The organism is Trinickia mobilis, from assembly GCF_017315705.1.
In the GTDB taxonomy this organism is placed as follows: domain Bacteria; phylum Pseudomonadota; class Gammaproteobacteria; order Burkholderiales; family Burkholderiaceae; genus Trinickia_A; species Trinickia_A mobilis.
The window spans coordinates 23049-46155 of sequence record NZ_JAFLRF010000024.1; the positions used below are offsets into that span (position 1 = coordinate 23049).

The window sequence follows — 23107 nt, forward strand, 5'->3', positions numbered from 1 at the left end:
CGCATTAGCATCGGGCTCTTCGCGTGGAATCGACGATGTGTGCAGCGTGTCCATGGCGTGAACTATGGTTAAGGTTTTTATTTTTGTCAATAAAATGTACCGATAAATTGTTTGCGGTTTTCGAGCCGTCCTCGTAGACTACGAAAAAACAATAAGCAGAACGTTTTGTTCCAAATTTACGGGGTCGATGCCGGTGCGCAAGCTCGCGAAGTACAAGGACTACGTCTGGGCGTTGTGCTCAACCGCGGCCGGCGCGTCACGCGGCGAACGTCTTCGCCGTTTCCTCGGCCGCGTGGCGCAAATCCGGCTCGAACGCGAGCAGGTCGTCGAGCGACAGGCGCCCGACTGGCGCCTGCACCGCGATCGCCGCGCACGCGCGATTGCGTCCGAGCATCACCGGCACCGCGATCGCGATGAGCCCTTGCAGGTGCTCCTGATCGTTGATCGACAGCAGGCGCCGGCGCGTGACCGCGAGCTCGCGGCGTAGCACGTCGCGATCGGTGATCGTTCGCTCCGAGTACGCGCGCAGCGGCAGGGTCTCGATCATCCGCTCGCGCCGGTCCTTCGGCAGAAAGCTGAGCAGCAGCTTGCCGCTTGCCGAGCAGTGCAGCGGCACGTGCGAGCCGGGCTGCAGATGCATGCGCAGCGGCCATTCCGTCTCCACGCGGTCGACATAGACGACGTCGTTGCCCGAGAGCATCGTCAGATTGCAGGTTTCGCCGATTTTCTCGACCAGCTGCTCCAAGAGCGCATGGCGCGCAGCCGCGGGCCCGGCGTGCATCAGCACGTTGACCGCGAGCGCGCGCACGCGCGGCGAGCATTCGTAGAGACGGTCGCCCGCCCCGCGCGTGATGAGCCACGCATCCATCAATTGCACGAGGATGCGGTGCACGGTCTGCTTCGGCAGCCCTAGCGCCTGCACGAGTTCCGTCAATGCGAGCGGGCGCTGCGCTCCGGCGAGCGTTTCCAGCACGCGAAAGGCGCGCACTGCGGCCGCGTTCGATTGATTCGACGTCGACATACCTGCTTCCCCTCGTAGTTCACCGAGATTCGATTCTGCATCGGAAAACGCATTTTTCGGGACTATGAAAAGTCCCGAAAAACGAACTTTCCGATTCTGGCGCGCACCCAGCGAGCGAACCTTCGAAAAACGGGACACGCAGCCGCGTGCGCTTCACTAGATTCTCTTCAACGTCAGTCTTCTTTAGCGGAGCAAAACAGATGAACACCAGAGATCGCCACGCAAGCGTGGAGGGGGAACCGGCCGCGGCGGCGCAGGACATCGTGACGGCGCTCGTCGCGCGCTCGCGTGCGGCGCAGCGCAGGTTCGAAGGCGCGGGGCAAGACGCGCTCGATACGGCTGCCGCGGCGGCCGCGTGGGCCATCATGGAGCCCGGCCGCAACCGCCGGCTCGCGGAGCTTGCGGTGCGCGACACGGGCCTCGGCAATGCCGACGACAAGTTCCGCAAGAACTATCGCAAGACGCTTGGCCTCCTGCGCGATCTGCGCGGGCAAAAGACCACGGGCGTGATCGCACGCGACAGCGAAAACGGCATCGTCGAGATCGCGCGCGCGGCAGGGGTGGTCGCCGCGGTCACGCCGTCGACGAACCCCGCCGCGACGCCCGCCAACAAGATCGTCAACGCGCTCAAATGCGGCAACGCGGTGATCGTCGCGCCGTCGCCGAAGGGGTATTCGGCCTGTGCGCTGCTGCTCGAATTCGTTCATGAGCAGCTTGCCAAGGCCGGACTCTCCGCCGATCTCGTCCAGATGCTGCCCGCGCCGATCAGCAAGGAGGCCACCGCCGAGCTGATGCGGCAGGCGGATCTCGTCGTCGCGACCGGCTCGCAGGCCAACGTGCGGATGGCCTACGCGAGCGGCACGCCCGCGTTCGGCGTGGGGGCGGGCAACGTGGCGTCGATCGTCGCGGCGTCGGCGAACCTCGATGACGCGGCGCGCAAGATCGCGATCTCCAAGACGTTCGATAACGCGACAAGCTGCTCGTCCGAGAACAGCGTCGTGATCGAGGACGCCGTGTACGAGCCGATGCTGCGCGCGCTTGCCGAAAACGGCGGCGTGCTGCTCGACGGCGCGCAAAAGGCGCGGCTGCAAGCGGCGATGTGGCAGGGCGGCAAGTTGTCGGCTCACTGCACGGCGAAGTCGGCCGAGGAGATCGCGCGCATTGCGGGGCTCGGCGCGATCGCCGAAAAAACGCCCGCATTCCTGATGGTGACCGAAGCGGGGTGCGGCGCCGACTACCCGTTCTCCGGCGAAAAGCTCGCGCCGGTGCTGACCGTGTATCGCGCGAGCGACTTCGACAGCGCGTGCAGCATCGTCCGCGAAATCTACGCTTACATGGGCGCGGGGCATTCGGTCGGACTGCATTCGGCCGATCCCGATCAAGCCGTGCGGCTCGGCATGACGCTGCCGGTCGCGCGCGTGATCGTCAATCAAGCGCATTGCCTCGCCACCGGCGGCAACTTCGACAACGGCTTGCCGTTTTCGCTGTCGATGGGCTGCGGCACCTGGGGGCGCAACAGCTTTTCGTCGAACCTGAACTTCCGCCATTACCTGAACGTCACGCGCGTCGCGTATCCGATCGAGGAGCGCGTGCCCGAGCTCGACGACCTGCTCGGCGATTTCTTCGCGAGGTTCGGCAAATGAGCACGACCGTCACCCCGATCGCCACCCCGGTTGCAGCGACCCCTGCGGCCGGCGCGGCCGCCACGGTCCGCGAGCTGATCGACGAGCGCGCCGCACAGTGTCCCGCGAAGCCGTTCCTGCTCGCGTGCCGCGACGACGGCGGCGCAAGCGTCGAGGACGGGACTGAGACGCGCGCGCCTGCCGCCGCGCTCACGTTCGGCGAGCTGCGCGAACACTGCCGCGCGCTCGAAGCGCAGTTCCACGCCGCGGGACTGCGCCCCGGCGACGCCGTCTCGGTCTTCATGGGCAACGGCATCCAGACCGCGCGCCTGTTGCTCGCGGCCATGTACAGCGGGCTCGTCGCGAATCCGCTGAACCTGCTGTGCCAGCCGTCGCAGTTGCGCTATATCGTCGAGCATTCGGATACGCGCGCGATCTTCGTCGCGCCCGACACGCGCGAGGCCGCGGCGAACGCACTCGCGCAGTTGCGTGCGGAAGGGGTCGCGCGCGAGATCGCGCTGATCGAGACGCAGGCCGACGCCGAGGCGCTGCCGGTGTTCGCGCCGGCGGAGCGCGATGGCGCATGCCGCGCTCTGCCGCTCGATCGCGCCGCCGAGCCGGCCGCTGCCGACGTCGCGCTGCTCATGTACACGTCCGGCACGACCGGCGCGCCCAAGGGCGTGCTGCTCACGCACCGCAACCTGCTCGCGAACGCGCGCAACATCACGGCCGAGCACCGCCTCACCGCCGGCGACCGCGTCCTCGCCTCGCTGCCGCTCTATCACATCAACGGCCTCGTCGTGACGCTCCTCGCGCCGCTCTATCACGGCGGCTCGGTCGTGATGGCGCCGCGCTTTTCGGCGCGCACGTTCTGGCGCGACGCCGCGCGCCACGGCTGCACGTGGATCAACGTGGTGCCGACGATCGTCGCGTATCTGCTCAACGGCGGCGAGGAGGGCGCGTCCGATCTGCGCTCGCTCAGGTTCTGCCGCAGCGCGTCGGCTGCGCTGCCCGCCGAGCATCACCGCGCGTTCGAGGCGCGCTTCGGCATCGGTCTCATCGAAACCATGGGCCTCACCGAGACCGCCGCACCCGCGTTCAGTAATCCGTACGACCCGTCGCGGCGGCGCATCGGCAGCATCGGCCTGCCGGCCGGATGCGAGGCGAAGGTGATCGACCTGAACGGCAGCGAGTGCGCGGCCCACGCGTGCGGAGAGATCGTGCTGCGCGGCGAGCAGGTGATGCGCGGCTACTACAAGCGTCCCGAAGAAACGCGCGCCGCGTTCACCGCCGACGGGTGGCTGCGCACCGGCGACCTCGGCTACCGCGACGCCGACGGCTACTTCTACATCAACGGCCGTGCGAAGGAACTGATCATCAAGGGCGGCGAAAACATCGCGCCGCGCGAGATCGACGAGGCGCTGCTCAAACATCCCGGCGTGCTGGAGGCGGCGGCGGTCGGGGTGCCGGACGCGGCGTACGGCCAGGAGATCGTCGCCTTCGTCGTGCCGCGCGACCGTTCCCGCCCGCTCGATATCGACGAGCTGCGCGCGCACTGCCTGCGCGAGCTCGGCCGCTACAAGACGCCGAAGGAGTTCCGTTTCGTCGACGACCTGCCGCGCGGGCCGTCGGGGAAGGTGCAGCGGCTCAAGCTGCTGCAGACCTGATCCGCGATTGATGCGGTACTGATACACGGCAGACGCAGGCAACGAACGTCATCGAAGACGTCGAAACAGGAGACACCATGCAAATGCAGACCCATCCGCGCAGTCCGCGGCGCGTGAAGACGCGCCACATCATCCTCGGCGTCATGTGCCTGATGTATTTCATCACGTACATCGACCGCGTCAACATCGCGGTGGCCGGTCCGCTGATCCGGCACGAGATGGGTCTCACGTCGGTCGAGCTCGGCCTCGTGTTCTCCGCGTTCGCGTATCCGTACGCGGTGATGCAGATCGTCGGCGGCTGGCTGTCGGACAAGTTCGGGCCGAAGCTCGTGCTCACCGTGCTCTCGGTGATCTGGGGCGCCGCGACGTTCGCGACGGGCTTCGCCGGCAGCGTGACGATGCTCGTCGCGCTGCGTTTCGCACTCGGCATCGGCGAAGGCGGCGCGTTCCCGACCGCCACGCGCGCGTTCACCTACTGGATGCCGGTGGCCGAGCGCGGCTTTGCGCAGGGCATCACGCACAGCTTCGCGCGCTTGGGCGGCGCGGTGACGCCGCCGCTCGTGCTCGCGGTGGTCGCCGTGGGCGGCTGGCGCGACGCGTTCCTGCTGCTCGGCGTCGCGAGCCTCGCATGGACCGTGCTCTATCTCTGCGTGTTTACGAACTCGCCCGAGCAGAATCGCCGCTGCACGCCCGAGGAAACGGCCGAGATCGGTTATCGCAAAGGTGACTGCGACCGCGCGAAGCACACCGCGACGCCGTGGCGCAAGCTCGTGCGCCGCATGTGGCTCGTGACCTTCGTCGACTTCTGCTATGGCTGGATGCTGTGGGTGTACCTGACCTGGCTGCCGTCGTACCTGAAGGAGTCGCGCGGCTTCGATCTGAAGCAACTCGCACTCTTTACCGCGCTGCCGCTGCTCGCGGGCGTGATCGGCGACACGCTGGGCGGCGTCGTCTCGGACAAGATCTTCAAGGCCACCGGCAAGCTGCGCTTCGCGCGCTGCGTGGTGCTCGTGACCGGCCTCGGCGGGTCGCTCGCGTTTTTGCTGCCGATGGTTTCCGCCGCCGATCCGATCATGGCCGTGGTGTTTCTGTCGGCATCGTTCTTCTTCCTCGAAATCACCAACCCCGTGCTGTGGACGCTGCCGCTCGACATCGCCGGCAAGTACGCGGGCACCGCGGGCGGGATGATGAACACGGGCTTCGGCGTCGCCGGGATGCTGTCGCCGGTCGTGTTCGGCTACCTGATCGAGCGGACCGGCAGCTACAACGTGCCGTTCACGATCTCGGCGGGGCTGCTGGCGGTCGGGCTCGTCGCGGCGCTCTTCATCGATACGAGCAAGACCGTCGATGCCGACGAAGCGCGCGAAGAGGAGGCGGGCGTCGCGCTCCCCGGCGCCATCGGCGGCGTGTTGAATGCGGCGGGGCCGGCGGTGCCGCTCGAGCGGCACCCGTTGCGGCGGCCGCTGCGGTGGTGGAAATGAAAGCGGCGCCGCGCGCGCAGCTTCGAGGCAGGCGCGGTCTCGCGCTCAACCGCCCAGCTTGCGCAGCCGCCAGATCAAGCTGGACGTATCGAGCCGGTTTCCGCCGAGTGCCTGCACGTCGCCATAGAACTGATCGATGAGTGCCGTGACGGGCAGCGGCGCGCCATTGCGCTTCGCTTCGTCGAGACAGATGCCGAGGTCCTTCCTCATCCAGTCGACCGCGAAGCCGAAATCGAACTGGCCTTCGATCATCGTCTTGCCGCGGTTTTCCATCTGCCAGCTCGTGGCCGCGCCTTTGCCGATCACGTCGAGCACGCGCGTCATGTCGAGGCCCGCGCATTCGCCGAAACGGATCGCTTCGGCGAGACCCTGAACGACGCCCGCCACGGCGATCTGGTTGACCATCTTCGTGAGCTGGCCCGCGCCCGCGGGCCCGAGCAGCGTCACGGCGACCGCGTAGTGCGCAAGCGTCGCGGCGACGCGCTCGAACGCGGCGGCATCGTCGCTGCCGCACATGATCGTGAGCTTGCCGTTCTTCGCGCCGGCTTCGCCGCCCGATACCGGGGCGTCGATGAAGGCGATGCCGCGCGCTTGCGCCAGCGCCGACAGTTCGCGCGCGACGTTGGCCGAGGCCGTCGTGTGGTCGGTGAACACCGTGCCTTGCGCCATGCCCGCAAATGCGCCGTCGTCGCCGAGGGTGACGCTTCGAAGGTCGTTGTCGTTGCCGACGCAGGCGAGCACGAGATCGGCGCCGCTCGCGGCTTCGCGCGGCGTACGGGCAGCTGCGCCGCCGAATTCGGCCACCCATTGGCCGGCTTTCGCGGCAGTGCGGTTGTAGACGGTCACGTCGAGACCGGCACGGGCGAGATGCCCGGCCATCGGATAGCCCATCACGCCCAGGCCGAGAAACGCGACGCGCCGGACGGCGGCGCGGGAGGAAGTGGTCGGATCGCTCACGAGCGGCTCCTTCAAATGGACAGAGGAAGGCGCCAATTATGTCAGCGCGCGGGAACGCTCGCAGACGCTGGCGGGTCGGCTTACGGTTCCCAAACTATCGCCTCAGCCGATGATTTGAATTTGAAATAGTGATTTTTCTTTTGCCGAATGGCCTAATAAGATTCGCTCATATGCTTATACCGTTGCTCCGTCTGGCGAAGCGCGGTACGGCGCTAGAAGGAGGTCAGATGGAACACCGAGCCCGAACGCAGAACGAAAAGCTCGAGGTCAAGACCACGACGTGCTACATGTGCGCGTGCCGCTGCGGAATCCGCGTGCATCTTCGCGATGGCGAAGTGCGCTACATCGACGGCAATCCGGAGCATCCGCTCAATCAAGGCGTGATCTGCGCGAAGGGCTCGTCGGGGATCATGAAGCAGTACTCGCCCGCGCGCCTCACGCAACCGTTGAGGCGCAAGCCCGGCGCCGAGCGCGGCACGGCGCAGTTCGAACCGGTCTCGTGGGAGGTGGCATTCGAGACCCTCGAAAAGCGCCTCGCCCATCTGCGGGCCACCGATCCGAAAAAATTCGCGCTCTTCACCGGCCGCGATCAGATGCAGGCGCTCACCGGCCTCTTCGCGAAGCAGTTCGGCACGCCCAACTACGCGGCGCACGGGGGCTTCTGCTCGGTCAACATGGCGGCCGGGATGATCTACACGATGGGCGGCTCGTTCTGGGAGTTCGGCGGCCCCGACCTCGACCGCGCGAAGCTGTTCTTCATGATCGGCACCGCGGAAGACCATCACTCGAACCCGCTCAAGATCGCGCTTTCGAAATTCAAGCGCGCGGGCGGGCGCTTCATCGCGATCAACCCCGTACGCACGGGCTACGCCGCGATCGCGGACGAATGGGTGCCGATCCGTCCCGGCACCGACGGCGCGCTCTTCATGGCGCTGATCCGCGAGCTGATCGAGACCGAGTCGTATGACCGCGAGTTCGTCACGCGCTACACCAACGCCGCCGAACTGCTCGACATGGACGCCGAGCGCAACACATTCGGCCTCTTCGTGCAGGACCCCGAGACGCCCGTCGGCAATCCGCTCTTTCCGCAGAATCGCATGTGGTGGGACCCGGCGGCCGAGCGCGCAGTGGTGCATCACGCGCCCGGTGTCGCGCCCGCGCTCGACGGCCGCTATGCGCTTGCCGACGGCACGCCGGTCGTGCCGTCGTTCGCGTTGTTGCGCGAGCAAGTGGCCGAGTGCACGCCCGAGTGGGCGGCCGAGATCACCGGCATTCCCGCCGGCACGATCCGCCGCCTCGCGAAGGAGATGGCCGACACCGCCCGCGACCACAAGATCACGCTGCCGATCCAATGGACCGACGCGTGGGGCGAAACGCACGACACCGTCACCGGCAATCCGATCGCGTTCCACGCGATGCGCGGGCTCGCCGCGCATTCGAACGGCTTCCAGTCGATCCGCGCGCTGTCGATCCTGATGTCGATCATGGGCACGATCGACCGGCCCGGCGGGTTCCGGCACAAATCGCCGTATCCTCGTGCGGTGCCGCCGTCGGCGAAACCGCCGAACCATCCGGACATGGTCAAGCCGGACACACCGCTTTCGACCGGCCCGCTCGGCTGGCCCGCCGCGCCCGAGGATCTCTTCATCGACGACGCCGGCCGCCCCGGCCGCATCGACAAGGCGTTCTCGTGGGAGTACCCGCTCGCGGTCCACGGGCTCATGCACAGCGTCATCACGAACGCGTGGCGCGGCGACCCTTACCCGATCGACACGCTTTTCATCTTCATGGCGAACATGGCGTGGAACTCGTCGATGAATACGGTCGAGGTCCGCAAGATGCTCACCGACAAGCAAGCGAACGGCGAGCACAAGATTCCGTTCATCGTGGTCTGCGATGCGTTCCAGTCCGAGATGACCGCGTTCGCCGATCTGATCCTGCCGGATACGACCTACCTCGAGCGCTATGACGCGATGTCGTTGCTCGATCGGCCGATCTCCGAATTCGACGGCCCCGTCGATTCGGTGCGCGTGCCGGTCGTGCCGCCGACGGGCGAATGCAAGCCGTTCCAGGAAGTGCTGATCGAACTCGCGAGCCGGCTGAAGCTCCCTGCGTTCACGACGGCCGGTGGCGGGCGCAAATTTCGCGACTATCCGGACTTCGTCGTCAACTTTCAGACCGCGCCCGATTCGGGCATCGGCTTCCTCACCGGCTGGCGCGGCAAGGACGGCGACAAGGCGCTCGTCGGCGAGCCGAATCCGAACCAGTGGGAGCAGTACGCGAAGAACAATTGCGTGTTCCATTTCACGCTGCCTGAAACGATGCAGTACATGCGCAACTGCAACGGGCCGTACTTGAAGTTCGCGGTCGAGCATGGCTTTCGCAAGTTCGGCGAGCCGATCGTGATCCAGCTCTACTCGGACGTGCTGCAGAAATTCCGGCTCGCAGCGCTTGGCAAGACGGAAGGCCGCCAGCCGCCCGATCACTTGCGTGCGCGCATCCAGCGCTATTTCGATCCGCTGCCGTTCTGGTATCCGCCGCTCGAAAACGCAGCGACCGACACGGATCGCTATCCGCTTGCCGCGATCACGCAGCGGCCGATGGCGATGTACCACTCGTGGGATTCGCAAAACGCGTGGCTGCGGCAGATCCACGGCGAGAACTACCTGTTCATGAATCCGCGCATGGCGCAGGAGAACGGCATCGAGGACGGCGGCTGGATCTACGTCGAATCGCAGTGGGGCAAGGTGCGCTGCATGGCGCGCTATAGCGAAGCGGTCGAGCCCGGCACGGTGTGGACCTGGAACGCGATCGGCAAGGCGGCGGGCGCGTGGAACCTCGGTCCCGACGCGAACGAATCGAAGCGCGGCTTTCTGTTGAATCACTTGATTACGGACGAACTGCCCGATCAAGCGACGGACGCGGCAGCCGGGGCGAGGATGTCGAATTCCGATCCGGTCACGGGGCAGGCGGCATGGTACGACGTGCGCGTGCGCGTCTATCCGGCCGAGGCCGACGCCGACCACACGCTGCCGCAATTCGCACCGATGACGGCGCTGCCGGGCTCGACGGGCGCGAACGTCGTAGAGCGCGTCGTGCAGTCGTACTTCGCGGGACGCGGCGAATTTGCCAAGCGCTTGATGCGGGCGGTGAAGCCTGCCAAGCAGGGGGACGCATCATGACTCAAATGGCCCTCGTGATCGACTTGAACGTGTGCGTGGGATGCCACGCGTGCGTGACGAGCTGCAAGGAATGGAACACGTCGGGCGAGGCGGGCAGTCTCGCGGATTTCCGGCCGTACGACGAAGATCCGTCGGGGACGTTCTTCAACCGCGTCCAGACCTACGAAACCGGCGAGTTTCCGCTAACCGACACGATTCATTTTCCGAAGTCGTGCCTGCACTGCGAAGACCCGCCGTGCGTGCCCGTTTGCCCGACCGGCGCGAGCTACAAGCGCAAGGAGGACGGGCTCGTGCTCGTCGATTACGACCGCTGCATCGGCTGCAAGTACTGCTCGTGGGCGTGCCCGTACGGCGCGCGCGAGATCGACGAGGAGCGCCGCGAGATGACGAAGTGCACGCTGTGCGCCGACCGCATCAACAACGAGGCGCTGCCCGAGCGCGACCGCAAGCCCGCGTGCGTGCTCGCGTGTCCGACTTCGGCGCGGCTCTTCGGCGACATCCACGATCCGGAGTCGGTCGTGTCGAAGGCGATCCGCGAGCGCGGCGGTTATCAGTTGATGCCCGAGTGGGACACGCGGCCGTCGAATCACTACTTGCCGAGACAGAAGACCGAGTCGACGTCGTGCGGCGGCGGATCGTGCTCGTGCAAATCGGCGAGCGATATGCAGGATGAGCAGGATGCGTCGATCGACGCGCAGCTCGAACGAGGGCAATTGCATCTGGCCGCGGCGGCGACGCGTGTGATGGCGGCTGGTCAATAGAGGTTGGGAGTGACGTAGATGAGACCTGCATTTTCGGTGGTGTTCCTGACGACGCTGTGCGGCGCGGCGCAGGGGCTGTTGATCGCGTTAGTCGGCGTGGAAGTCGCCGGGCGGCTCGGCTGGACGGCGGCGAGTGCGATGACGTCGCAGCATTTTTATGTCGCGGGCGCGGCGCTCTCGGTCGTGCTCGGCGCGCTGGGCTTGCTCGCATCGTTCTTCCATCTCGGGCATCCGGAACGCGCGTGGCGTGCGATCGCGATGTGGCGGACGTCGTGGCTGTCGCGCGAATGTCTCGCGCTGCCCGCGTTTCTCGCTTGCGCGTTCGCGTATGGCGTCGCGCATTGGCTCGGCTCGCCCTTGGCGCTCGCGATCGGCATTCTCGGCGTGCTGGCAGGCGCGGTGCTCTTCGTCTGCACGTCGATGATCTACGCGTGCCTGCGCTTTTTGCAGGAGTGGGCGACGCCGCTCACGACCGTCAACTTCGTGCTGCTCGGCTGCGCATCGGGATTCACGCTGGCAGCGGCGTGTGCCGCGTGGCTCGCGCCCCCGCTCGTCGGCGCCCTCGCGCCGTGCGCGTGCGTGCTGACGCTGGCGGGCTGCGCGAGCCGGGTCGCGTCGCTCATGCGCAATGCGCGGCTGCGTCCGAAGTCGACACTGCAAAGCGCGACCGGCATCAAGGGGCCGAACGTCGTGCAGAAGTCGCGCGGTTTTACGGCTCAATCGTTCAACACGCGTGAGTTCTTCCACGGCCAGACGGCGAGCACGGTGCAGACGGTCAAGTGGGCGTTTCTGCTCGGGGCGTTTGCGGTGCCGTTCCTTTTGACGGCGCTGGGGGCGGCGGCGGCGTCATCGGTGGCATCGTCGATCGGCCTGCTCGGCGCGGCGTTCGTGATCCAGTATGCGGGGCTCGTCGCCGAGCGGTGGTTCTTCTTCGCCGAAGCGCGCCACCCGCAGAATTTGTATTACGGACGCGCTTCGTAAGCGTGGCGCGGCCTGCAAAATAGATCGCCTGGCGGCGGCAACGCTCGTAAAATCGAGAAAGCCGCCGTCAGATCAGGGAGACTGCAATGCCTGATTCATCCATCGATTTCATGCTGGCGCTCGTTGTCTTCGTGTGCGCCGCCTTTCTTGCTGCGACGCGGTATCAGACCGAACACCCATTGAACGACTTGCGCCGTTGGCTCGGTGCGCATCATCCGCATTGGATGCACCGGCGGCATTGAGACCATCACGGCGCGCCGTTCTGCGCGTGCGTGGCGGCTTAAGCTGGCCTTTAAGTTGGCCTCTTATGCGCCGAAGTCGAGGCCGCCGATCAGAATCGACGGTTCATTCTGGGTGCGCGTCGCGAAATCGATCGAACGCGCGTCCTGCCAATTCCGCAGCTTGCGAGGAATCGCGTTGAGGTAGCGCTGAAAGCGCAAGCGTCCCTCGGGGTTCGTCAGCAGGTTTTCGATTTCGTCGTCGTCCCACGTCAGGTCGACGTTGAGCGGGTGAGGGAAGCGCCTCAGAGGCTCGTTCATTTCCCCGAATAGCCGGAGTCGCGTCGGGCGGCCAACGCCCTCCGACGCGATGATTTTCGCGCGCACTTGCGCGTCGAAAAGCCCGCTGATCGTCTCCACGATGCGGGGCGCAAATTCGGTTTCGAAACGGCGGACCAGTGCAACGTCCATGCGGGTTCTCCGTGCGTCGGCAGATGCTAGCACGGGGATGCTGCTACGCTTCGTCAGGTTGCGAGGCGCGCATGCGCCGAGGGTTCGTGATGGGCTGCTTGGCGCGCCCGCCGGGACGCGGGCGCGCTTGTAATGGGCTAGCGGCTTGAGCCGCCGTGTCCGCCGCCGCCGTGGCCGCCGCCGTGGCCGCCCCAGCCGCCGCTCGTCCAGACTCCGCCATGGTCGCCGCCATGGCCACCCCAGCCGCCGCCGTGAGTGTGAAAGCCGCCGCCCATGCCGTGATCGTGGTCGTGGTCGTGATCGTGGTGGTGGAAGGAGCCGCAACAGCCGCCGACGATGCCGATGCCGCCGTACGCAAACCCGGGCTCGTACTCGGGGCCGTAGCCGTAGTAGCCGTAGTAGCCGTCGGGGTAGTAACCGTAATCGGGATAGCCGTAGCCGGGAGCCTCCGTGACGCAGCCCGCGAGGGCGGAAACCAACCCGAAAATTGTGATGAGCCTCAACATGATTTCGCTCCCATCTATCTCCTAAGAAAGGAAATCGGGTAGCGGAGTTCGATGGCAATTGTGTCCGGAGGTTACTGGCTTCCAGATGGCGGGAACATGGCAGGTTTGACTGTCTGACCATGTTCCGGCTTTTCCGTCACGTGCCGCTGCGTGCCAGCGCTGCGCCGGGGAACGGGGACAAAAGCAAAAAACCCCGCGGTGGTGAGACACGCGGGGCTGCTCAGGAAACTGGGGGCTGCGGAGCTTGTTTGGTCCCCCTGACAGGAATCGAACCTGTATCTAGCGCTTAGGAGGCACTTGTTCTATCCATTGAACTACAGGGAGAGGACCGTTTTAGCGACTGAGCGCAGTGCGATCAACTGCAGCTTAGTCTTGCTCCGCGGATTCGCAATGCCGGAGCGTCGGGCTCAGGCAGCGAGCGCAGAGTATAGCAAATCCCTTCAACTCCAAGCGGCCGCGGGGCCGCGACAGGTCTGGGGGCACTCAGAACTCGACCGCCGCAAATTCCGCCTTGCCCACATCGCAAAGCGGACAGCGCCAGTCGTCGGGGATGTCGGAAAAGCGTGTGCCCGGCGCGATGCCTTCGTCGGGCAGGCCGTCTTGTTCGTTATAGACCCAACCGCAAATCAGGCAGACCCAGCTCTTGTATTCGATCACTTCGCTCACGGAGTTCTCTTTCAAATGAATGCATTGGAACGCTCTGGCCCTTCGTGAGGACGTCGAGCGAAACGCGCGATTTTAACGGATTTCGCGAGGCGTCCCGCGAGCGCAGCCGTCGCGGCGCTCGCCCGCAAAACCACCGTCTTGGCTGAGCCATTCCATTTCGCAAGCCCAGTGTATGCTGTCCACCCGGCTTGGTTCCTCCAGGAGAAAACGATGGACAAAAACAAGTGGATCACAAGCGCAGTGTTCGCGGGGCTGCTCGCGGCGTCGGCCGGGGCGCGAGCCGACTCGCGCGTGTTCTTCGTCGCGCCGAAGGATGGCGTGACCGTGAGCAACCCGGTGCATGTCGTGTTCGGGGTCGACGGCATGACGGTCGCGCCGGCCGGCACGATGACGGAAGGCACGGGCCACCATCATCTGATCATCGACGGCGGACCGGTGCCCAAAGGGACCGTCGTCCCCACCGACGAGACGCACATCCATTACGGCAACGGGCAGACCGAGACGGACGTGAGCTTGCCGCCGGGCGACCACACGCTGACGATGCAATTTTCCGACGGCGCACATCGCTCGTATGGCCCGGAAATGAGCCAGACCATCACGGTTCATGTGAAGTAAGCGAGGCGGCCGCGCGCCGTGCGACCGGTACAATGAGCGTTTTGGTTTTCTCCTAAAGCCGCTCTTCCCATGTCGCTTTATTCCATCACCGGCGCGCAGCTCGCGTTCGGTCACGTTGCGTTGCTCGATCACGCCGATTTCTCGCTCGAAGCCGGCGAGCGCGTCGGCCTGATCGGCCGCAATGGCGCAGGCAAATCATCGCTCTTGAAGATCGTCGCGGGCCTCACGAAGCCCGATGACGGCCTCGTCACGCGGCAGCAGGAGCTGTCGACCGTCTATGTGCCGCAAGAGCCCGAGTTCGACGCGGACGTGTCGGTGTTCGACACGGTCGCGGCCGGCCTCGTCGATGCGCGCGCGCATCTCGACGAATACGACGCCGTCGCCCATCGGCTCGCCGAAACGCCCGAAGGGGCCGAGCACGATGCGCTGCTCGCGCGCATGAATGCGCTGCAATCGTCGCTCGACGCAACCGACGCCTGGAACTGGCGCACGCGCGTCTCGACGACGCTCGCGCAAATCGGGCTCGACGGCGAGGCGCGCGTCGGCGCGCTGTCCGGCGGGATGCAAAAGCGCGTCGCGCTGGCTCGCGCCCTCGTCGTGCAGCCGGACGTGCTCTTGCTCGACGAGCCGACCAACCACCTCGATTTCGACGGCATCCGCTGGCTCGAAGAGCTGCTGGCGGCGCAACGTGCCGGGCTTTTCTTCATCACGCACGACCGCGCGTTCCTCGACCGCGTGGCGACGCGTATCGTCGAACTCGACCGGGGCCGGCTGCTCTCGTACCCGGGCAATTTCTCCGCGTACCAGACGCGCAAGGCGCAGCAACTGGAAGTCGAGCGCGTCGAGAACGACAAGTTCGACAAGCTGCTCGCGCAGGAAGAAGTGTGGATTCGCAAGGGCGTCGAGGCGCGCCGCACGCGCAGCGTCGGACGCATCGCGCGGCTCGTGCAGATGCGCCGCGAGCAGGCCGAGCGGCGCAGCGTGCAGGGCAACGTGAAGCTCGACGTCGGGCAGGGCGAGAGGTCCGGCAAGATCGTCGCCGAGCTGACCGACGTGACGAAGCGCTACGGCGTGCGCACGGTCGTCAACCGGTTTTCGACGACGGTCATGCGCGGCGACAAGATCGGCTTCGTCGGCCCGAACGGCGCGGGCAAGACGACGCTCCTCAAGCTGATCCTGGGCGCATTGGCGCCGGACGAAGGGACCGTGCGCGTCGGCACGAACCCGCAGGTCGCGTACTTCGATCAGATGCGCTCGCAGCTCGATCAGGAAAAAAGCCTCGCTGATACGATCAGCCCGGGCAGCGACTGGGTCGAAGTCAACGGCACGAAAAAGCACGTGATGAGCTACCTGGGCGACTTCCTGTTCGCACCGGAACGGGCGCGCTCGCCCGTGAAGTCGCTGTCGGGCGGCGAGCGCAACCGGCTCTTGCTCGCGCGCCTCTTCGCGCGGCCCGCTAACGTGCTCGTGCTCGACGAGCCGACCAACGACCTCGACATTCCCACCCTCGAACTGCTCGAAGAACTGCTGACCGACTACGAAGGCACGGTGCTGCTCGTGAGCCACGACCGCGCGTTTCTCGACAATGTCGTGACGTCGGTGATCGCGTCGGAAGGGGCGGGGAACTGGCGCGAGTATGTCGGCGGCTTCACCGACTGGCAGGTGCAAAGCGAGCGCTCGCAGCAGATCGCGGAGCAGGCGGCGGCGAAGGACGCAGCGAAAGAGGCGCCCAAAGACGCCGCTCCGAAGGAAAGCGCCGCGGGCCGCAATGCGCAGCGCACGGTCAAGCTGTCGTTCAAGGAGCAGCGCGAGCTCGAGGCGCTGCCCGGGAAGATCGCGGCGCTCGAGGCCGAACAAAAGACGATCGGCGCGCAACTGGAAGACGGGTCGATTTTCGCGAAGGACCCGCAGGAAGGGGCGCGGCTCACCGAGCGCTACGCCGCGATCGACGACCACCTGCTCGCCGCGCTCGAGCGCTGGGAGGAGCTGGAGGCCAAGCGCAAGTAGAGAGGCGCAAGTGCGGGCGGACGGGCACGATGCATCGATGCTCGATGCTTCGCACTGTGCGATACCGAACGGCACGATCGCATAGTCTTCGTTAGCGCTCCGAATTCAAGCGACGGCGCAGACGCTCCGTCGCCAAGCATTGAGTTCGTGGCTGCAACTAAATAGAAACCCGCATCGATCTGCTGCGGGCAACTCGACATACGTCTGACACAACATCGCGAACACCGCTTCCGATGGTCTTCGCCCCTTTTTCGGGCGACATCGCCTCATTCCACGCTGCATTGCCGCATTAATCCAGTCTGCGGGCCACCCCACCAAGCGGCAGCAATAGCGTGAGGTATTTGCGTGCGCTGAGCGCTCTCACGCGCTACACCTGCTGACTCCGGGGGCGATTTCCGAGCGGTTTCAGCCCATCGTTGCGACATCGTCGAGCGGAAATTCCAATAAGAACTATTCGACTCGCTTTCGACCCCAAAATGATCGACGACGCCTCGCCATTATCGTTTCCCCCGAGGGTGTTCTTTCTCGAACCGCGCGGTTTCGAACATTTTCTGCCGAAAGGCGGATAAGCGCCTCGACGATTCGCCGCAGCCCCCGTTTCAGCGCCGCAACGTTTTTGCTGATTTCTGCTGCGGTGCGGGGTGCCGGTTTCCACCGGATCATTGCGCCAAATGGTCAGCCGAGGGGTTGGTACGGACCTCGCTTACTGCGTCGCGGCAATAAACGGCGGCGCGCTCGCAGGGCGTTCGTATGGCGCTCGATCGGAGCGCAGACCGTCGATCAACACGGCTGAGTGCCGGACAAGCGATTTCCCGTAGTCATTTCTTGGTTGGACGCCACGAAAGCTTTTCGTTCGGCGCCGGGGACTCGCTTTGTCTGGACAAGTTGCGCCCAACACGCGAGGACCCATGAAAGCCAAACGCACACGAGGCACGAGACGCAACGCGCACACCGCACTCAAGGCGACGGCCTTGTTGGTTGTGCTCCTGGCGCGCGATTACTGCGCGGCCGACCCCGTTATTCCGCCCGCTTCGTCGGGCAAGGTCACGGCAGGCGTGGTGCTCACCGAGCGCGATCAGTACCGGCAGCGGGTGTTCGAGCTGGCCGGCGCAGGGTCGCCGCAGCTCGCGCTCGAGCAGGCGAAAACGCGTCCCGACGCGTTCGCGGTCAAGGACCTGATGCAAATCGAAGCGCTCGTCGTCGCCGACGAAGTGCGTTGGGGCCGCCAGCAGGCGCTCGCCTCCGACGAAGCCGACCGCCTCGCGCAAACCGAGGCGGCGCTCAAGCATATCGACGCATTCCTCGCGCGCATTCCCAATGGCGGCGACTACGCCGACGTGCGCCGCTCCGTGCAGGCCGAGCGTGTCGAAGCGCTGCAAGGCCTCGGGCGCATGACGGACGCGATTGCGCAATACGAGGCACTGCTGCGCGTGAACGAGCCGCTCCCGGCGCGCACGCACGCGGCGGCGGGCGAGGCCTATACGTACCTCGACAGTCCGAAGCAAGCCGCGCGCGCTTACGAACTCGCGCTGAAGACGCCGCTCGATCCGATCAAGCGGTCGACCGAACCGCATGCCTTGAAGCGCATCGACATCGACGAAGGGCTGTTCTTCTCGTACCTCGACCAGGGCCGTTTCGACGACGCGAAGGCGTTCCTGCAGTCGATCAAGAAGACGACGCCGGTCTACGCCGACCTGTCCGACGACCCCGAGGAGGTGAGCGAAGACTACAGCCGTGTGAAGAAGCTCGAAGCGCAATACCTGCTCTACACGAACCGCACGAAGGAAGGCATCGCCGCGCTGGACGATTTGCGCCACGATGCCCCGTTCGACCCGTCGCTGATCAGCGCGCGCTCGGACGCCGCGCTCGTGCAGGAACGTCCGCACCAAGCCGAGAAGCTCTACCAGGACACGCTCGTCGACCACCCCGGCGATATCGAAACGCTCGCCGGGCTCGGCAAGACCGAGATCGAGCTCAATCAATACGACCGCGCGGCCGCGATCAACGCCGAGTTCGCCGAGCGCTTCCCCGACAGCAACACGGTCAAGAATTTCCAGCGCGATTTCGCGGCGTACCGGAGCCCGCAGCTGATCGTCGAAGGCAACGGCCAGAAAGGCAACTCGACGCTCGCCGACAACGACTGGGGCGTCGACACGCAGCTCTACTCGCAGCCGATCGCCGACTACTGGCGCGTCTTCGCCCACCAGTTCAGCGGCCGCGCCGACACCGGCGACGGCGGCCGCGTGAGCCGCGTGCGCAACGGCGTCGGCGGCGATTTCCGCTACTACGGGTGGGACGCCGCGGCCGAAGTCGACCACTCGACCGGACCGCAAGGCTACACGGGCGTGGCAGGCACTGTCGCGTTCCAGCCGAACGACCACTGGAAGTTTTCGACCGGCATCGACACCAACGACAACTCGCTGCCGTGGAAGGCGTACCAGGCGGGCGTCACGGGCCGCACCGCGAGCGCCGATGCGCGCTATCAGTTCGACGACTACCGCTACTTCGATCTCGGCTACGGCGTGTCGCGCTACAGCGACACGAACCTGCATCAGCAGTGGAACGGCACGTGGTACGAGCGGCTCTTGAACACGCCGAAGTACGAAATCTCGATGTGGGTCGATCTCGATACGAACGGCAACACGCTCGCGAATACCGCGTACTTCAACCCGCACCGCGACATGACCGCCCAGCTCACGACGATGTTCCAGTGGACGCCGTGGCGCAACGTCGACAAGTCGTTCAGCCAGCGCGTGTACGCGACGGTCGGCGGCTACCGCCAGACCGACATCGGCAACAGCCTGCTCTGGGAAGTGCGGCTCGAGCAGGCCTGGCAGCTCGGCCCGCATGCGTCGCTCGCCTATGGCGTGGGCGTCGCGAGCCAGCGCTTCGACCACAGCCGCGACATCAGCAAGCTCATCTATCTCAACCTCAACGTTCCGCTCTAACCGGTCACCCCCACCATCATGGACAAGCTCACTCGCCGCCGCTTCCTCGCTTTTGCCGCCGCGATGTCCGCGGCGCCCGTCGCTCATGCCGGCACCGCGCTCGACCTGCTGCCGCCGCCGGACAAGGACGACGGCCTCACGTTCCGCGTGCTCGCGATCCACGACGTTCGCGACGACCTCATGGCCGACATCGGGTCGGTGGCCGACACCTGCGCGATCAGCACGGCGACGCTGAACACGATCTTCGCGTGGCTGAAGGCGAAGGACTTCCATCCCGTGAGCGTCGACCAGATCGTCGCGTCGCGCAACGGCGGGCCGCGCCTGCCGCCGCGCGCGGTGCTGCTCAGTTTCGACGATGCGTACACGAGCCAGTACGCGAAGGCGTTTCCGCTGCTCAAGGCGTACGGCTATCCGGCGATGATCGGCGTCGTCACGCGCTGGACCGAAACGCCGGCGGGGCAGCCGATCCGGATCAGCCTCAGGTCGCTGATGCCGCCCGGCTACTTCATGAGCTGGGACAACCTGCGCGAGATGGCGGATTCCGGTCTCGTCGAAATCGCGTCGCACACGCACGACATGCATCACGGCGCGATCGCGAATCCGCAGGGGAACCAATTGCCGGCCGCGAGCGCGCATCTCTACGACGCGAGCCTGAAGCGCTACGAGACCGACGACGAATACCGCGCGCGCATCCATGCGGACCTCGGCCGCAGCGCCGACCTGATCCAGCAGCGCACGGGCGTGAAAGTGCGCTCCGCCGTGTGGCCGTACGGCATGTACAACGCGGCGTTGATCCAGGCGTCGCAGTCGCTCGGCATGCAGGTGCACTTCACGCTCGACGACGGCCCGAACACGCCCGACGTGCCGCTCACGAAGATTCGCCGCTTGCTGGTTTCGTACGACTGGGACGTCGGCACGATGATCGGCCAGTTCCGCACGGCGCGCGCGTATCGCGGCGAGCACGATCCGGTGGAGCGCGTCGTCGATGTCGCGCTCGACGACGTGTACGACCCCGATCCCGCCAAGAGCGAGGAAAAGCTCGGACGGCTGCTCGACCGCATCAAGGACCTCGAACCGAAGTCGGTCTACCTGCAGGCGTATTCGGACCCGAGCGGCACCGGCTTCGCGCAGGCGCTCTACTTCCCGAACCGGCACATGCCGATGCGCGCCGACTTGTTCAACCGCACCGCGTGGCAACTGATCACGCGCGCGGGCGTGCAGGTGTATGCGCGCCTGCCGCTGCTGTCGTTCGCGTTGCCGGCCGGGCATCCGGCGGCGGCACACGTGGTGCAGACGTGGCAGGGCGCCGACCCGGCGAGCGATACCGGTTTCCGTGCGAGTTTCGACGCGGCGGGCCTGCCGCGCCTCTCGCCGTTCGACGCCGACGCGCGCGACGTAATCGGCGACATTTACGACGACCTCACGCGCTACGCGAGCTTCAACGGCGTCGTGTTCGGCGCGGACGCGACGTTGGGCGAATACGAGGATGCGAGCGAAGCGGCGCTCTCCGAATACGCGACCTGGGGACTGCCCGCCGACATCGGCCAGATCCACGCCTCCGACGCGCTGCTGCAGCGCTGGTCGCGCGCGAAGACCGCGCATCTCGTCGCCTTCACGAAGGCACTCGCCGAACGGGTGCGCGCGTACCAGGGCGGCGGCAACGTGCTGACGGTGAGGAGCGTGCCGGCCGTCGCGGCGCTCGATGCGAACGCGGAGCGCAAGTTCGCGCAGAACCTCGACGCCTTCATCGCGAACTACGACTTCGTCGCGCTTGGCGCTCACCCGGGCCCGGCGGGCGAGCGCACCACCGACGCCTGGCTCGACGCGCTGTCGCAGCAGGTGCTCGAGCATGCCGGCGCGGCGAAGAAAACCGTCTTCGAGCTGCAGACCGTCGAGCGCCGCGCGGACGGCAGCGCGCAGCCGGTCGCGACCGAAACGCTGCGCGCGCAGATGAAGCGCTTGAACACGGCGGGCGTGGTGCATCTCGGCTACGCGACCGACGACTTTCTCGACAACCGCCCGGACACGGTCGCGCTGCGCGACGTGATGTCGATTCAGGATTCCGTACGGCTGAAGCCGGGCATGCCGGTCTGATGGCCCGGCGCACCCCGAAAACGACAGCGAAAAAAACGCGACGAGGAAACCATGAAAAACGTACTGGGCGTGATCTCGAATTTCGTCTTCTACTACCCGCTTCTGATGGCGTACCTGTGGATGATCGGCGGCCTGCTGCATTACTTTCTGATCGAGCGCCGCGAAGCCCACCTGAGAGCGGGCGACATGCTCGGCGAATACCCGAAAGTCGCCGTCGTGGTGCCGTGCTACAACGAGGCCGACAACGTGCGCGAAGTGATCGCGTGCCTCGACCAGCTCGACTATCCGAACTACTCGATCATCGCGGTCAACGACGGCAGCCGCGACGAGACGGGCGAGATCCTGAACGCGCTCGTCGACGTCTATCCGAAGCTCGTCGTGATTCACCAGAATCAGAACGAAGGCAAGGCGATCGGGCTCACCACGGCCGCGATGCTCACCGACGCCGAGTTCCTGATGTGCATCGACGGCGACTCGCTGCTCGACGCGGAAGCGATCCGCTGGATGCTGCCGCATTTCCTCAAGGACCCGAAGGTGGGCGCGGTGACGGGCAACCCGCGCATCCGCACGCGCACCTCGCTGCTCGGGCGGATGCAGGTCGGCGAGTTCTCGTCGATCGTCGGGCTCATCAAGCGCACGCAGCAGATGTACGGACGCATCCTCACCGTGTCGGGCGTGGTGTCGATGTTCCGCAGGAAGGCGCTGCGCGAAGTCGGCTACTGGAGCTCCGACATGCTGACCGAGGACATCGACATCAGCTGGAAGCTCCAGGTCAACGACTGGCTGATTCATTTCGAGCCGCGCGCCTTGAGCTGGATCCTGATGCCCGAGACCTTCCGCGGCCTCTACAAGCAGCGGCTGCGCTGGGCGAAGGGCGGCATTCAGGTGCTCTTCAAGTACGCGAGCGCGATCGTGCGGCGGCGCCAGGTGCTGATGTGGCCGATCTTCATCGAGTACGCCGTCAGCATCGTGTGGGCGTACTGCATGCTGCTCACGATCGTGCTGATGGCCGCCACCGCGCTCTTCTCGCTGCCCGAGGCGTGGCGCTTCGCGATGGTGCCGCGCGGGGCCGGCGTGTTCCTGTTCGCGACCTGCTGCCTGCAGATCTTCATCGGCTGCCTGCTCGACCGCCATTACGACGCGCGGCTCTTGCGCTACTTCATCGACACCGTCTGGTACCCGATCGCCTTCTGGGCCATCAGCATGATCGCGGCCGTCATCGCGCTGCCTAGCGTGCTGCGCCAGCGGCGCGGCAAGCGGGCGCGCTGGGTCAGCCCCGATCGCGGCATTCGCGCGAGCGGCCCGGCCGCGGCCGCGCTCGCCGCGGCGCCTCTGCCCGCAGACGGAATGGCAAGCGCCGCCGCCAGCGACGATCAAGCGCAACACCGCAGTCCACTCGATGCAGGTCCGCATCGGCAACTTTCCTAACCAGGAGGCAACTGTCATGGATTACCCGATCATCGATGTATCGAAACAATCGGTGCAGCAGTTCGAAACCGAATGCAGCCACGCGCAGGCCGTGCGCTACGTCGCGTGGTATCGCGTGATACGGCCTGCGGTCGTGCTGGGCATGTGGCTGTTCGGCGCGTGGTACGTCAACGGGTGCCTGGCGCATGCGAGCCCCGAGGAACTGTCGCTGCAAGCGTTCCTGCCGAGCATCCTCGGCATCGGCGCGATGGCCTGGACGCTTTCGCTCTGGACGCTCTTTCGCCGAATCGAGCGCCACCTGAACCCGGTGCGCCAGGAGCGCGTGCCCGACATGGCGCCGCCCGTCGCGTTCTTCCATCAGGAACTCGGCGACGGCGCGGCACGCTGCATGGTCGCCTATCACGACGACGACGGTTTCATCTCGCACGTCATGTCGATGTCAGAACACGTCAAGCAAGCCGAAGCAGCCTAAAAATCACGTT

General features: G+C 65.8%; 18 protein-coding genes and 1 tRNA gene. 13 read left to right on the forward strand and 6 right to left on the reverse strand.

Annotated elements, in window-relative coordinates; translation table 11 throughout:
• Window positions 1-256: 256 nt before the first annotated feature.
• Window positions 257-1021: an IclR family transcriptional regulator gene (locus tag J3489_RS25715; protein ID WP_207002881.1), complete on the reverse strand. Its 765-nt coding sequence runs from the start codon at window positions 1019-1021 to the stop codon at window positions 257-259.
• Window positions 1022-1221: 200 nt separating this feature from the next.
• On the opposite strand from J3489_RS25715, the gene sauS reads away from it, so the two are divergent.
• The 3 genes from sauS (at window position 1222) to J3489_RS25730 (ending at window position 5791) form a co-directional block, all read left to right on the forward strand.
• Window positions 1222-2664: an acylating sulfoacetaldehyde dehydrogenase gene (sauS, locus tag J3489_RS25720; protein WP_207002882.1), complete on the forward strand. Its 1443-nt coding sequence runs from the start codon at window positions 1222-1224 to the stop codon at window positions 2662-2664.
• The gene (locus tag J3489_RS25725) at window positions 2661-4310 is read left to right on the forward strand and encodes an AMP-binding protein (RefSeq protein ID WP_207002883.1); all 1650 of its coding nucleotides are present in this window, start codon (window positions 2661-2663) and stop codon (window positions 4308-4310) included. The genes sauS and J3489_RS25725 overlap by 4 nt, the downstream gene beginning before the upstream one ends.
• Before the next feature lie 83 nt (window positions 4311-4393).
• Complete coding sequence (locus tag J3489_RS25730) at window positions 4394-5791, forward strand: MFS transporter (RefSeq protein WP_374193489.1); 1398 nt, start codon at window positions 4394-4396, stop codon at window positions 5789-5791.
• Between the two features lie 45 nt (window positions 5792-5836).
• On the opposite strand, the gene J3489_RS25735 is transcribed toward J3489_RS25730, so the two are convergent.
• Complete coding sequence (locus J3489_RS25735; protein ID WP_207002884.1) at window positions 5837-6748, reverse strand: NAD(P)-dependent oxidoreductase; 912 nt, start codon at window positions 6746-6748, stop codon at window positions 5837-5839.
• A 227-nt stretch (window positions 6749-6975) separates the two neighbouring features.
• Between J3489_RS25735 and J3489_RS25740 the strand changes: the two genes are divergently transcribed.
• The 4 genes from J3489_RS25740 to J3489_RS25755 all read left to right on the forward strand — a co-directional run bounded on the left by J3489_RS25740 (window position 6976) and on the right by J3489_RS25755 (window position 11914).
• Window positions 6976-9930 carry a molybdopterin oxidoreductase family protein gene (locus J3489_RS25740; protein ID WP_207002885.1) on the forward strand — a complete coding sequence of 985 codons (2955 nt, stop codon included), beginning with the start codon at window positions 6976-6978 and terminating at the stop codon, window positions 9928-9930.
• Window positions 9927-10691 (forward strand): 4Fe-4S dicluster domain-containing protein, encoded by a 765-nt coding sequence (locus tag J3489_RS25745; RefSeq protein ID WP_207002886.1) that lies wholly within the window; start codon window positions 9927-9929, stop codon window positions 10689-10691. The genes J3489_RS25740 and J3489_RS25745 overlap by 4 nt, the downstream gene beginning before the upstream one ends.
• A gap of 18 nt (window positions 10692-10709) precedes the next feature.
• Window positions 10710-11672, forward strand: coding sequence for a dimethyl sulfoxide reductase anchor subunit family protein (locus J3489_RS25750; protein WP_207002888.1), 963 nt, complete (start codon window positions 10710-10712; stop codon window positions 11670-11672).
• An 86-nt stretch (window positions 11673-11758) separates the two neighbouring features.
• Window positions 11759-11914 (forward strand): hypothetical protein, encoded by a 156-nt coding sequence (locus tag J3489_RS25755; protein ID WP_207002890.1) that lies wholly within the window; start codon window positions 11759-11761, stop codon window positions 11912-11914.
• A 63-nt stretch (window positions 11915-11977) separates the two neighbouring features.
• Here J3489_RS25755 and J3489_RS25760 read toward each other — a convergent pair whose 3' ends face one another.
• The 4 genes from J3489_RS25760 to J3489_RS25775 all read right to left on the reverse strand — a co-directional run bounded on the left by J3489_RS25760 (window position 11978) and on the right by J3489_RS25775 (window position 13533).
• Window positions 11978-12361: a DUF5594 family protein gene (locus tag J3489_RS25760; RefSeq protein ID WP_207002892.1), complete on the reverse strand. Its 384-nt coding sequence runs from the start codon at window positions 12359-12361 to the stop codon at window positions 11978-11980.
• Window positions 12362-12498: 137 nt separating this feature from the next.
• Entirely contained in the window at window positions 12499-12867 is a 369-nt protein-coding gene (locus J3489_RS25765) for a hypothetical protein (RefSeq protein WP_207002894.1), read from the reverse strand.
• Between the two features lie 249 nt (window positions 12868-13116).
• A tRNA-Arg gene (locus tag J3489_RS25770) sits at window positions 13117-13191 on the reverse strand.
• A gap of 159 nt (window positions 13192-13350) precedes the next feature.
• Window positions 13351-13533 carry a rubredoxin gene (locus J3489_RS25775; protein ID WP_309491427.1) on the reverse strand — a complete coding sequence of 61 codons (183 nt, stop codon included), beginning with the start codon at window positions 13531-13533 and terminating at the stop codon, window positions 13351-13353.
• Between the two features lie 210 nt (window positions 13534-13743).
• Between J3489_RS25775 and J3489_RS25780 the strand changes: the two genes are divergently transcribed.
• From J3489_RS25780 to J3489_RS25805, 6 genes are all read left to right on the forward strand, one after another.
• Complete coding sequence (locus J3489_RS25780; protein ID WP_207002897.1) at window positions 13744-14148, forward strand: DUF4399 domain-containing protein; 405 nt, start codon at window positions 13744-13746, stop codon at window positions 14146-14148.
• Between the two features lie 69 nt (window positions 14149-14217).
• Window positions 14218-16155: an ATP-binding cassette domain-containing protein gene (locus tag J3489_RS25785; protein WP_207002899.1), complete on the forward strand. Its 1938-nt coding sequence runs from the start codon at window positions 14218-14220 to the stop codon at window positions 16153-16155.
• 908 nt (window positions 16156-17063) lie between these two features.
• Entirely contained in the window at window positions 17064-19103 is a 2040-nt protein-coding gene (gene pgaA / locus J3489_RS25790) for a poly-beta-1,6 N-acetyl-D-glucosamine export porin PgaA (protein ID WP_207002902.1), read from the forward strand.
• A gap of 18 nt (window positions 19104-19121) precedes the next feature.
• Complete coding sequence (gene pgaB / locus J3489_RS25795; protein ID WP_207002903.1) at window positions 19122-21197, forward strand: poly-beta-1,6-N-acetyl-D-glucosamine N-deacetylase PgaB; 2076 nt, start codon at window positions 19122-19124, stop codon at window positions 21195-21197.
• 51 nt (window positions 21198-21248) lie between these two features.
• Window positions 21249-22625 (forward strand): poly-beta-1,6-N-acetyl-D-glucosamine synthase, encoded by a 1377-nt coding sequence (pgaC, locus tag J3489_RS25800; protein WP_207002906.1) that lies wholly within the window; start codon window positions 21249-21251, stop codon window positions 22623-22625.
• 16 nt (window positions 22626-22641) lie between these two features.
• Entirely contained in the window at window positions 22642-23097 is a 456-nt protein-coding gene (locus J3489_RS25805; protein ID WP_207002907.1) for a hypothetical protein, read from the forward strand.
• The last annotated feature ends 10 nt before the right edge of the window (window positions 23098-23107 follow it).

Bases quoted from the DNA above. Each gene is read 5' to 3' on its own strand.
- J3489_RS25715 (WP_207002881.1), bottom strand. From the start codon at position 1,021: ATGTCGACGTCGAATCAATCGAACGCGGCCGCAGTGCGCGCCTTTCGC.
- sauS (WP_207002882.1), top strand. From the start codon at position 1,222: ATGAACACCAGAGATCGCCACGCAAGCGTGGAGGGGGAACCGGCCGCG.
- J3489_RS25725 (WP_207002883.1), top strand. From the start codon at position 2,661: ATGAGCACGACCGTCACCCCGATCGCCACCCCGGTTGCAGCGACCCCT.
- J3489_RS25730 (WP_374193489.1), top strand. From the start codon at position 4,394: ATGCAGACCCATCCGCGCAGTCCGCGGCGCGTGAAGACGCGCCACATC.
- J3489_RS25740 (WP_207002885.1), top strand. From the start codon at position 6,976: ATGGAACACCGAGCCCGAACGCAGAACGAAAAGCTCGAGGTCAAGACC.
- J3489_RS25745 (WP_207002886.1), top strand. From the start codon at position 9,927: ATGACTCAAATGGCCCTCGTGATCGACTTGAACGTGTGCGTGGGATGC.
- J3489_RS25750 (WP_207002888.1), top strand. From the start codon at position 10,710: ATGAGACCTGCATTTTCGGTGGTGTTCCTGACGACGCTGTGCGGCGCG.
- J3489_RS25755 (WP_207002890.1), top strand. From the start codon at position 11,759: ATGCCTGATTCATCCATCGATTTCATGCTGGCGCTCGTTGTCTTCGTG.
- J3489_RS25760 (WP_207002892.1), bottom strand. From the start codon at position 12,361: ATGGACGTTGCACTGGTCCGCCGTTTCGAAACCGAATTTGCGCCCCGC.
- J3489_RS25765 (WP_207002894.1), bottom strand. From the start codon at position 12,867: ATGTTGAGGCTCATCACAATTTTCGGGTTGGTTTCCGCCCTCGCGGGC.
- J3489_RS25780 (WP_207002897.1), top strand. From the start codon at position 13,744: ATGGACAAAAACAAGTGGATCACAAGCGCAGTGTTCGCGGGGCTGCTC.
- J3489_RS25785 (WP_207002899.1), top strand. From the start codon at position 14,218: ATGTCGCTTTATTCCATCACCGGCGCGCAGCTCGCGTTCGGTCACGTT.
- pgaA (WP_207002902.1), top strand. From the start codon at position 17,064: ATGAAAGCCAAACGCACACGAGGCACGAGACGCAACGCGCACACCGCA.
- pgaB (WP_207002903.1), top strand. From the start codon at position 19,122: ATGGACAAGCTCACTCGCCGCCGCTTCCTCGCTTTTGCCGCCGCGATG.
- pgaC (WP_207002906.1), top strand. From the start codon at position 21,249: ATGAAAAACGTACTGGGCGTGATCTCGAATTTCGTCTTCTACTACCCG.
- J3489_RS25805 (WP_207002907.1), top strand. From the start codon at position 22,642: ATGGATTACCCGATCATCGATGTATCGAAACAATCGGTGCAGCAGTTC.